An 8,907-nucleotide genomic window follows, 5' to 3' on the forward strand; every position below is an offset into this window, starting at 1 on the left:
ACCTCGCCGACCGTCTTGTGTGACCACTCCGCCAGGGGGACGAAGCGCAGGTCGCGGTTGGTGACGATGCCGAGGAGCGTGTCGTCGGCATCGACGACCGGGAGGCCGGAGACGCGGTATTGGCCGCAGATCTCGTCGAGCTCCTCCAGCGTCGCCTTCTCGGTGATGGTGATCGGGTTGGGGATGACGCCGGTCTGCGTGCGCTTGACGAGGTCGACCTGGTAGGCCTGGTCCTCCACGGACAGGTTGCGGTGCAGGATGCCGATGCCACCCTCGCGCGCCATCGCGATGGCCATGCGCGCCTCGGTCACGGTGTCCATCGCCGCGGAGATCAAGGGGATGCGGAGAGAGATGTCTCGGGTCAACCGCGACGTGGTGTCGACCTCGCTCGGGACGACGTCGGTCTCGCCAGGGAGCAGCAGGACGTCGTCGTAGGTGAGGCCCAGCGGTGCGAACTTCTCCGGCACACCCGCGGCGTTGAGATCCATGACGTCCTTCCCTCGAGCATCCGACGTCCCCATCCTACGAGGACCCCTGTCGACACATCCAACGACGGATGGGCGCAGCTGCTTCCACGGCCGCGTGCGGCGGCCGTCACGTCCGGCGAGGACCGTCGAGGAGCGTCAGCGCACGACGTACGACGGGCGCCACGACGACGACCTGTCGGCCCACTGGTCGCCCGAACGATCACGGTCCCGGTCGCGGTCCCCGTCACGATCACCGTCCCAGGCGCCGCCGCGATCACGGTCCCAGGCGCCGTCACGGTCACGGTCCCAGTCCCGATCACGGGTCCCGTCGTCGGCGGGAGCGGGCGCGGTCGTCACCACCCCTGGGACGGGCGACGGCGCAGGAGTCGCCGGCTGCTCGGCCCGGGGCGAGTCCGCACGGCTCCGTCCGTCCCGCGAGGGAACGGGGTGAGATGCCTCGCCCTTGTGAGCAGACGAGAGCGCCTCGGCGCCGGAACGCCCGGTGTGCACTTCTGAACCTGTGACCGCCGGCGCCGACAGGTTGGGGCGCTCATGCCTCTTGGCCGTCCGCGGTGTCGCGACCTCCTCACCCAGCCCGACCGCGCGTCCGACGACGTAGGTGAGCGGCGCAACGGGGCTGCCGGCGACCGCCTGGCTGACGCCCATGGCGAGCAGGACGACGACGCCCACACCAAGCTCGGTGGCGCGGCGGACGCCCGGCGCGGGTCGAGTCGCGCGACCGCGGTGGGCGCGGCGGCGGTCGACCGGGCGCACGCGACGGGCACCCACAGGCCCCACCCGCCAACCGGCCCGGCCCGGCGCCCTCGACACGGCGGTCAGCCGGTCAGCGGCGGGGTCCCCGGCGCCGGGGGGCGAGGCCATGACGTCGGTGCGCCAAGCGGCCAGTCCGTCGAGGAGGGGGTCGCCCGTGGCCCGACCGGCGATCAGGTCGTCGAGGAGACGGTCGTCGTGCGCGACCGGATCGACGCCGGTCACGCCGAGACCTCCCCGCGCGTCACCTGGCGGTTGCGGTGGAGGTCGCGCAGCCGCTGAAGGGCACGGTGCTGCGCGATCCGTACGGCGCCGGGCGTCATCCCCATCGCGGTGCCCACCTCGTTGGCGGTCAGTCCCATCGCGACCCGGAGGACGAGCACCTCGTGCAGTCGGCCCGGAAGGCAGTCGAGCAGGTCGAGGACATCTTGGGACTCGAGGCGTCCGAGCACCTCGCTCTCGGCCGAGGCGACGCCCGAGTCCGGGACGACGTCGACGAGAACCTGGCGCGAGCGGTAGGCGCTGCGCTGGGCGTCGGCCACCTTGCGGCTGCCGATGGCGTACACGAACGCCTCGAAGGGAAGACCCTGGTGCTCGAAGGTGGGGAGTGCCTGGAAGACGGCGATGCAGATCTCCTGGGCGACGTCCTCGGCCAGCTGCGCACCGTCGCGGTATCCGCCGAGGCGGGCACGGCAGTAGCGGTGCGACACGGTGCGCACGTCGCGCATGAGGGCATCCATGACGTCGGCATCATCGAGGGCTCGCAGCGCCAGCTCGGCGAGGTCTGGCTCACCGGAGGGTGGGCGGGGAAGCATCCGGGGATCCTTCGGGGGCTCAGGAGCATCAGGACGGGTCAGCACCGGTGGTGCCACGCCCACCGTCCCACGTCGCCGGGCGACACGCCAGACCGGATGCACAACGACGAAGGCCCGCCCCTCACGGGACGGGCCTTCGTCGTGGGAGTGCGCTCGGATCAGCTCTCGTCGTCGGCCGGCTTCTCGACCACCAGCGTCTCGGTGGTGAGCAGCATGGCGGCGATGGAGCCCGCGTTGGCCAGCGCGGAGCGCGTGACCTTGACCGGGTCGAGGACGCCCTGGGCGACCAGGTCGCCGTACTCGCCGGTCGCGGCGTTGTAGCCCTGGCCGCTCTCGCGGACCTTGGCGACCACGACGTAGCCGTTCTCGCCACCGTTCTCGGCGATCCAGCGCAGCGGCTCGACGGCCGACTTGCGGACGATCGCGACGCCGACGGCCTCGTCACCGGTGAGCCCGAGGTCGTCCTCGAGCACCGACACGGCGGTCACGAGAGCGGAGCCGCCACCGGCGACGATGCCCTCCTCGATCGCCGCACGGGTCGCCGAGACGGCGTCCTCGATGCGGTGCTTCTTCTCCTTGAGCTCGACCTCGGTCGCGGCACCCACCTGGATGACGCAGACGCCGCCGGCGAGCTTCGCGAGGCGCTCCTGGAGCTTCTCGCGGTCCCAGTCGGAGTCGGTCGAGTCGATCTCGGCCTTGATCTGGTTGACGCGGGCGGAGACCTCGTCGTCCTTGCCGGCACCGTCGATGATCGTGGTGTCGTCCTTGGTGACGACGACGCGACGCGCCGTGCCGAGGTCGTCGAGCCCGATCTGGTCGAGCTTGAGGCCGAGGTCGGGGGTGACGACCTGGGCGCCGGTGAGGACCGCGATGTCCTGCAGCATCGCCTTGCGGCGGTCACCGAACGCCGGCGCCTTGACGGCGACCGAGGTGAACGTGCCGCGGATCTTGTTGACGACCAGCGTCGAGAGCGCCTCGCCGTCGACGTCCTCGGCGATGATCAGGAGCGACTTGCCCGCCTGGACGACCTTCTCCAGCAGCGGGAGGAGGTCGGCGACGGACGAGATCTTGCCCTGGTTCACGAGGATGTACGGCTCGTCGAGGACGGCCTCCATCCGCTCGGTGTCGGTCACCATGTAGGGCGAGAGGTAGCCCTTGTCGAACTGCATGCCCTCGGTGAACTCGAGGCCGGTGCCCATCGTGTTGGACTCCTCGACGGTGATGACACCGTCCTTGCCGACCTTGTCGAAGGCGTCGGCGATCAGGCCACCGATGTGGGCGTCACGCGCCGAGATGTTGGCGACGTGCGACATGTCCTGCTTGTCGTCGACGTCACGGGCCAGCTCGAGGAGCCGCTCTGAGACAGCGGCGACGGCCTTGTCGATGCCGCGCTTGAGGGCGATCGGGTTGGTGCCCGCCGCCACGGCGCGCAGGCCCTCGTGGACCATCGCCTGAGCGAGCACGGTCGCCGTGGTGGTGCCGTCACCGGCGATGTCGTTGGTCTTGGTGGCAACTTCCTTGGCGAGCTGGGCGCCGAGGTTCTCGAACGGGTCGTCGAGCTCGATCTCACGGGCGACGGTCACGCCGTCGTTCGTGATCGTCGGCGCACCCCACTTGGAGTCGAGGACGACGTAGCGACCCTTGGGGCCGAGCGTCACCTTCACGGTGTCGGCCAGAATGTCGACGCCACGCTCGAGTGACCGACGAGCAGTCTCGTCGAACTCAAGAATCTTGGGCATGGGGATCCTTCTCTGTGGTGTCGGACCCGTCGAGACACCGCGGGCCCATGTGCTGCGGACGAGTGCTTTCGCCCCAGCGGTCTCGGACCGCCGGGGCGAGCACGTCGCTACTTCTCGATGACCGCGAGGACGTCGCGCGCCGACAGGATGAGGAACTCCTCGCCGTCGTACTTCACCTCGGTGCCGCCGTACTTGCTGAAGACGACGACGTCGCCGACCTTGACGTCGACGGGGATGCGCTCGTCGCCGTCCTCGTTGAAGCGGCCCGGGCCCACGGCCAGGACGGAGCCCTCGGTGGGCTTCTCCTTGGCGGTGTCCGGGATGACCAGGCCCGAGGCGGTGGTCTGCTCCGCCTCGAGAATCTTGACGACGATACGGTCCTCGAGCGGCTTGATGGTGACCGACACTTGTCGACCTCCCCTTTCGTGTTACCCCGTGAGCGGGCGTTCGCCCGTACGACGGGACTGGGACTGTGGGTCCTTCGAGGTGCTCGCACGCACGCCGTCGCGGGAGCCGTACGCGGTGCACCGTTAGCACCCAGGATACGAGAGTGCTAAATCCAACCTAGAGCCGGGTTAGCACTCGGTCAAGCAGAGTGCCAGCGCCCGTGAGCCCGGCCTCCGGGCCCGTGCTGCGAGACTTGCCCCCATGGAGGTCGAGACGTTCGAACGACTCCTCGACGCCGAGGGACAGCAGGTCCTCCGCGAGGCCGAGGCCACGTACGGGAGCGTCGACGAGCTGACGCTGGTCACCCGGCTGCGCCGGCAGGGCCACTCCCCCGAGCTGGTCGCGGCGGCGACGAGTCAAGTGGCGCTGCGGCGCCGGGCGGCCACCAAGCTCGGCGCCGACGCCGCGAACATGTACTTCACCCCGGACGCGCTCGAGCAGGCGACGCGCCTGCGGGTCGCCGCTCATCGCGCCGAGCGGCTGAGCGCCACCGGCGCCCGCACGCTGGTCGACCTGGGGTGCGGGATCGGCGCCGACCTCGCGGCGTTCGCCCGCGCGGGACTGTCGGTCCACGGCGTGGAGCGCGATCCGCTCCGGGCCGCGATGGCGCGGGCGAACCTCGCTGCCCTGCGGCTCGACGGCACCGTCGGCGTCGCGGACCTGACGGCGGTCGACCTGACCCCGTACGACGCGGCGTTCGTCGATCCGGCACGGCGGGACGGGCGCGGTCGGACGTTCGACCTCGACGCGTTCAGCCCTCCGTGGTCGTTCGTGGTGGGGGTGCTCGCCGATCGCGGCCTGGCCAAGGTGCTCCCGGGCATCGCCCACGATCTGGTTCCCGACGGTGTCGAGGCGGAGTGGGTCAGCGACCGTGGGGACCTCGTCGAAGCCTGCCTCTGGGGACCCGCGTACGCCGGGGCGACGCGGCGGGCCACCGTCATCGGGACCCACGCCACGGCCACGCTGACCGACGCGGACGCGCCCACCGAGGTCCACGTCGCCGCCCCGGGTGACTGGCTCTACGAGCCCGACGACGCGGTGATCCGCGCAGGTCTCGTGACCGCGGTCGCTGTCCTCACCGACGGCTGGCTCGTGGATCCGCACATCGCCTACGTCTCGAGCGCCACGCACGTGGCGACGCCGTACGCCCGGGCCTTCCGTGTCCTGGAGGAGCTCCCGTACCGGGAGAAGCAGCTGCGGGCGGCGTTGCGCGAGCGCGACGTCGGCACGCTGACCGTCAAGAAGCGGGGCGTCTCGGTGGTCCCTGAGGTGCTGGTCAGACGGTTGCGGCTGGCCGGCTCGGAGACCGCCACCGTCGTCCTCACCCGCGTGGCGGGAGAGGGCCGGGCCTACCTCGTCGAGCCGGTCCTCCGCACAGACGCACCGGTGGCGGGACCCTGAGGTCCCGCCACCGGCGTTCGTGCTTCAGTGCCGCTCAGCGGCTCCTGCTCAGCGACCCAGGTGACCCAGGATCTTGCAGGCGAGCCACTTGAGCCACTTGATGGGCTCGCGCAGCGGGTTGGGCATCGGACCGCACTTGTCGGCCGGCGGCTGCGTGACCTTGGTGACGGTCACGGTGACAGTGCCGGTCGCCTCCGCCTGGCCGTCGGAGACGGTGTAGGTGAAGGTGTCGGTGCCGGAGAACCCGGCCCTCGGGGTGTAGGTGACGTTGGCGCCCGTACCCGTCACGGTGCCGTTGGCCGGCGTGCCGTAGGTGTAGGTCAGGGTGTCGCCGTCGGCGTCCGCACCGCGCAGCGCGATGTTGACGGCCCTGTCCTGGTTGGTCGTCGCCGTCACGTTGCCCGCGGTAGGCGGCGTGTTCGGCGGGATGACGACCTCGTTGACCGTCACGGTGACCGTGCCGGTGGCCTCCTCCTCGCCGTCGGAGACGGTGTAGGTGAAGGTGTCGGTGCCGAAGAAGCCGGCGTTCGGGGTGTAGGTGACGTCGGCGCCCGTACCCGTCACGGTGCCGTTGGCCGGCGTCCCGTAGGTGTAGGTCAGGGTGTCGCCCTCGTCGGCATCAGCGCCCTCGAGCGTGATGTCGACCGCCTCGTCCTCCCTGGTCTCCGCCGTCACGTTGCCCGCGGTCGGCGGGACGTTCGTCGGCGGGTCGGCGGCACTTCCGCGATACCGAACGTTCCGAAGGTGTCGTCGCTGGCAGCGGGCAAGGTGCACGCCATCGTGACGGCACCCTCGCCGCCCACCAGCTCACCGGCGGCGTTGCGCAGCGATGCCGTGACGTTGAACGCCCGCGGCATGTGGATGGTGCCGGTGGTCGGCAGCTCGAGCCCGGGGTACTCCGCTGTCGTGGGGACCGGGATCGCGGGCACGTCGCCCTCGGTCGGGATCTGCCACGGCGGGGTCGACGTCGCCGGGACGGGTGACCACGGCGCGGCGAGGTTGGCGATCGGGTACACGAACGGGTCGGTGATCCCCGGAACCGTGATGTTGATGCTCGCGTCGTTGGAGAAGCCGCTGGCCGATCGCGCACCGAGCAGGCCGTACGTCGCCGAGCGCAGCGGCTCAGGCAGCGTCAACGTGATCTGGGTCTTGCGAGCCGGGATCGTGTCGCCGGGGGCGACAACCTCCGGGATCACGACCCTGGCGTTGACACCCACGGAGAAGTCACCGAGCGCGAGACCTGCCGCGACGACGTTGCACGTGTAGGTGAAGTCCTTGTTGAGCTCGACGTCGGCCGCACTGGCCGGCGCCGCCCCGAGAGCCGTCGCGCTCACCGCGATGCCGGCGACCAAGGCCCCGGATGCTGCGAGCGACAACGGCCTTCGGGCCGTTGGATTTCTGAAAATGGACAAGATGATCCCCTCCAGATCGACGGACCGCCCTTGTAAGCGTCCGTTTGTCCGATACCCAGTAACTGAGTGTTACGGTTCAGTAACCTACGCAGGTGTAACCACAAGTTGCAATAGGTGGGACGCAAGAAATGTGTTCTTGCCCACATCGAGAGGGGAGCGCAGAGCCGTTCAGGCGACGATCTGCGTGACCGGCATCGAGGAGTCCGCGGCCAGGTCGAGCGAGCTCGGCGCGGCGCCCTTGGCGACCAGGGCCGAGCCGAGCGCCGCCACCATCGCGCCGTTGTCGGTGCAGAGCACCGGCGGCGGGATCCGTACGTCGATCCCGGCCGCCTCGGCGCGCTCCAGCACGTAGTGGCGCAGGCGGCCGTTGGCCGCGACACCCCCGCCGAGGACCAGGTGCTCCGCCCCGTGATCGACGCACGCGCGGACCGTCTTGGCGGAGAGGACGTCGCACACCGCGTCCTGGAAGGAGGCCGCGACGTCGGGGACCGAGATCGACCGGCCCATGCGCTCCTCGTGCCCGACGTGCCGCGCGACCGCGCTCTTGAGGCCCGAGAACGAGAAGTCATAGCGGTGCTTGTCCATGTCGCGTCCACCGGTCAGGCCGCGAGGGAACGCGATCGCCGTGGGGTCGCCGTCGCGGGCGGCGCGGTCGATCTCCGGACCACCGGGATACGGAAGGCCCAGCAGACGGGCGACCTTGTCGAAGGCCTCCCCCGCGGCGTCGTCGATCGTCTCGCCGAGCATCCGGACCGAGCTGGTCACGTCGTCGACGAGCAGGAGGTTGGTGTGGCCGCCGGAGACGAGCAGGGCGGCGGTCGGCTCCGGGAGCTCACCGTGCTCGAGCCGATCGACGCAGACGTGGGCGACCAGGTGGTTGATGCCGTACAGCGGCTTGTCGTACGCGATCGCGAGCGCCTTCGCGGCGGCGATCCCGACGAGGAGCGCGCCGGTCAGTCCGGGCCCGCTGGTGACGGCGATCGCGTCGACGTCGGCCACGGAGACGCCCGCGTCGGCCTGTGCCTTCTCGAGCATCGGGACGAACGCCTCGAGGTGCGCGCGGCTCGCGACCTCCGGGACGACCCCGCCGAAGCGGACGTGCTCCTCGACGCTGGAGGCGACGGCGTTGGCGAGGAGCTCGGTCCCGCGGACGATGCCGACACCGGTCTCGTCGCAGGACGACTCGATCCCCAGGACGAGAGGGCCGTCGGCGTGGGTCGTCGCAGTGCTCACGTCCCCATGGTGCCAGGGTGGGGTCATGGACCGTACGGACACTCCATCCACCGTCGACGAGCGCACCACAGCGCTCACCCTCCTCCGCTACGTCAGGGAGACCGCCCTCGCGAAGGCCGAGGGCCTCCCCGAGGACCTCGCGCACGCCACACCGCTGGCTACCTCGCCGCTGATGTCGATCGCCAACGTGATCAACCACCTGCGCTGGAACGAGCACTACTGGGTCGAGGTGGTCGTCGCGGGCGGCGAGGACCGTGCCCCCTGGTCGGACGAGCACCCCGACGGCGAGTTCGAGATCGCCGCACAGATGACGCTGGACGACATCCTCACCGGCTACCGCCAGCAGATCGCCGCCTGCGACGCGATCCTCGCCGAGCGCGACCTGGACGACCTGACGGCGAAGCCGCGGCGCGACTTCCAGCCGAACGTACGCTGGGTCGTCGCGCACCTCGTCGAGGAGACCGCGCGCCACAACGGGCACCTGGACATCCTGCGGGAGCTCGCCGACGGAGAGGTGGGTGACTGAATGCGGATGCGTCCGCTGGGCCGAAGCGGCCTGATGGTGTCAGTGGTCGGGATCGGGTGCAACGCGTTCGGGTCGCGCGTCGACGAAGCCGGTACG

10 protein-coding genes are annotated in these 8,907 nt (G+C 70.5%); 2 read left to right on the forward strand and 8 right to left on the reverse strand.

Annotated elements, in window-relative coordinates:
• From PV363_RS13335 to groES, 5 genes are all read right to left on the reverse strand, one after another.
• The coding region (locus PV363_RS13335) for an IMP dehydrogenase (RefSeq protein WP_301022560.1) at nucleotides 1-488 on the reverse strand (488 nt) is incomplete at its 3' end.
• A gap of 135 nt (nucleotides 489-623) precedes the next feature.
• Complete coding sequence (locus tag PV363_RS13340) at nucleotides 624-1,463, reverse strand: hypothetical protein (RefSeq protein ID WP_301022561.1); 840 nt, start codon at nucleotides 1,461-1,463, stop codon at nucleotides 624-626.
• Nucleotides 1,460-2,053, reverse strand: coding sequence for a sigma-70 family RNA polymerase sigma factor (locus PV363_RS13345; protein WP_255559063.1), 594 nt, complete (start codon nucleotides 2,051-2,053; stop codon nucleotides 1,460-1,462). The genes PV363_RS13340 and PV363_RS13345 overlap by 4 nt, the downstream gene beginning before the upstream one ends.
• A gap of 158 nt (nucleotides 2,054-2,211) precedes the next feature.
• Nucleotides 2,212-3,792: a chaperonin GroEL gene (gene groL / locus PV363_RS13350; RefSeq protein WP_220342004.1), complete on the reverse strand. Its 1,581-nt coding sequence runs from the start codon at nucleotides 3,790-3,792 to the stop codon at nucleotides 2,212-2,214.
• Between the two features lie 107 nt (nucleotides 3,793-3,899).
• On the reverse strand, nucleotides 3,900-4,199 hold the full coding sequence (gene groES / locus PV363_RS13355; RefSeq protein ID WP_149770274.1) for a co-chaperone GroES: 300 nt from the start codon (nucleotides 4,197-4,199) through the stop codon (nucleotides 3,900-3,902).
• Between the two features lie 241 nt (nucleotides 4,200-4,440).
• Between groES and PV363_RS13360 the strand changes: the two genes are divergently transcribed.
• Nucleotides 4,441-5,640 carry a class I SAM-dependent methyltransferase gene (locus PV363_RS13360; protein WP_220342005.1) on the forward strand — a complete coding sequence of 400 codons (1,200 nt, stop codon included), beginning with the start codon at nucleotides 4,441-4,443 and terminating at the stop codon, nucleotides 5,638-5,640.
• Nucleotides 5,641-5,688: 48 nt separating this feature from the next.
• Here PV363_RS13360 and PV363_RS13365 read toward each other — a convergent pair whose 3' ends face one another.
• From PV363_RS13365 to tsaD, 3 genes are all read right to left on the reverse strand, one after another.
• On the reverse strand, nucleotides 5,689-6,315 hold the full coding sequence (locus PV363_RS13365; protein ID WP_301022562.1) for an Ig-like domain-containing protein: 627 nt from the start codon (nucleotides 6,313-6,315) through the stop codon (nucleotides 5,689-5,691).
• Nucleotides 6,312-6,992, reverse strand: a complete 681-nt coding sequence (locus PV363_RS13370) for a DUF6801 domain-containing protein (protein ID WP_301022563.1) — start codon at nucleotides 6,990-6,992, stop codon at nucleotides 6,312-6,314. Before PV363_RS13370 ends, PV363_RS13365 begins: the two co-directional genes overlap by 4 nt.
• A 228-nt stretch (nucleotides 6,993-7,220) precedes the next feature.
• Nucleotides 7,221-8,285 carry a tRNA (adenosine(37)-N6)-threonylcarbamoyltransferase complex transferase subunit TsaD gene (gene tsaD, locus PV363_RS13375; protein ID WP_301022564.1) on the reverse strand — a complete coding sequence of 355 codons (1,065 nt, stop codon included), beginning with the start codon at nucleotides 8,283-8,285 and terminating at the stop codon, nucleotides 7,221-7,223.
• A 25-nt stretch (nucleotides 8,286-8,310) separates the two neighbouring features.
• On the opposite strand from tsaD, the gene PV363_RS13380 reads away from it, so the two are divergent.
• A complete protein-coding gene (locus PV363_RS13380) occupies nucleotides 8,311-8,811 on the forward strand; it encodes a DinB family protein (protein WP_255559062.1) in 501 nt (166 codons plus the stop codon).
• The last annotated feature ends 96 nt before the right edge of the window (nucleotides 8,812-8,907 follow it).

The sequence above is a fragment of the Mumia sp. genome (assembly GCF_028803055.1).
In the GTDB taxonomy this organism is placed as follows: domain Bacteria; phylum Actinomycetota; class Actinomycetes; order Propionibacteriales; family Nocardioidaceae; genus Mumia.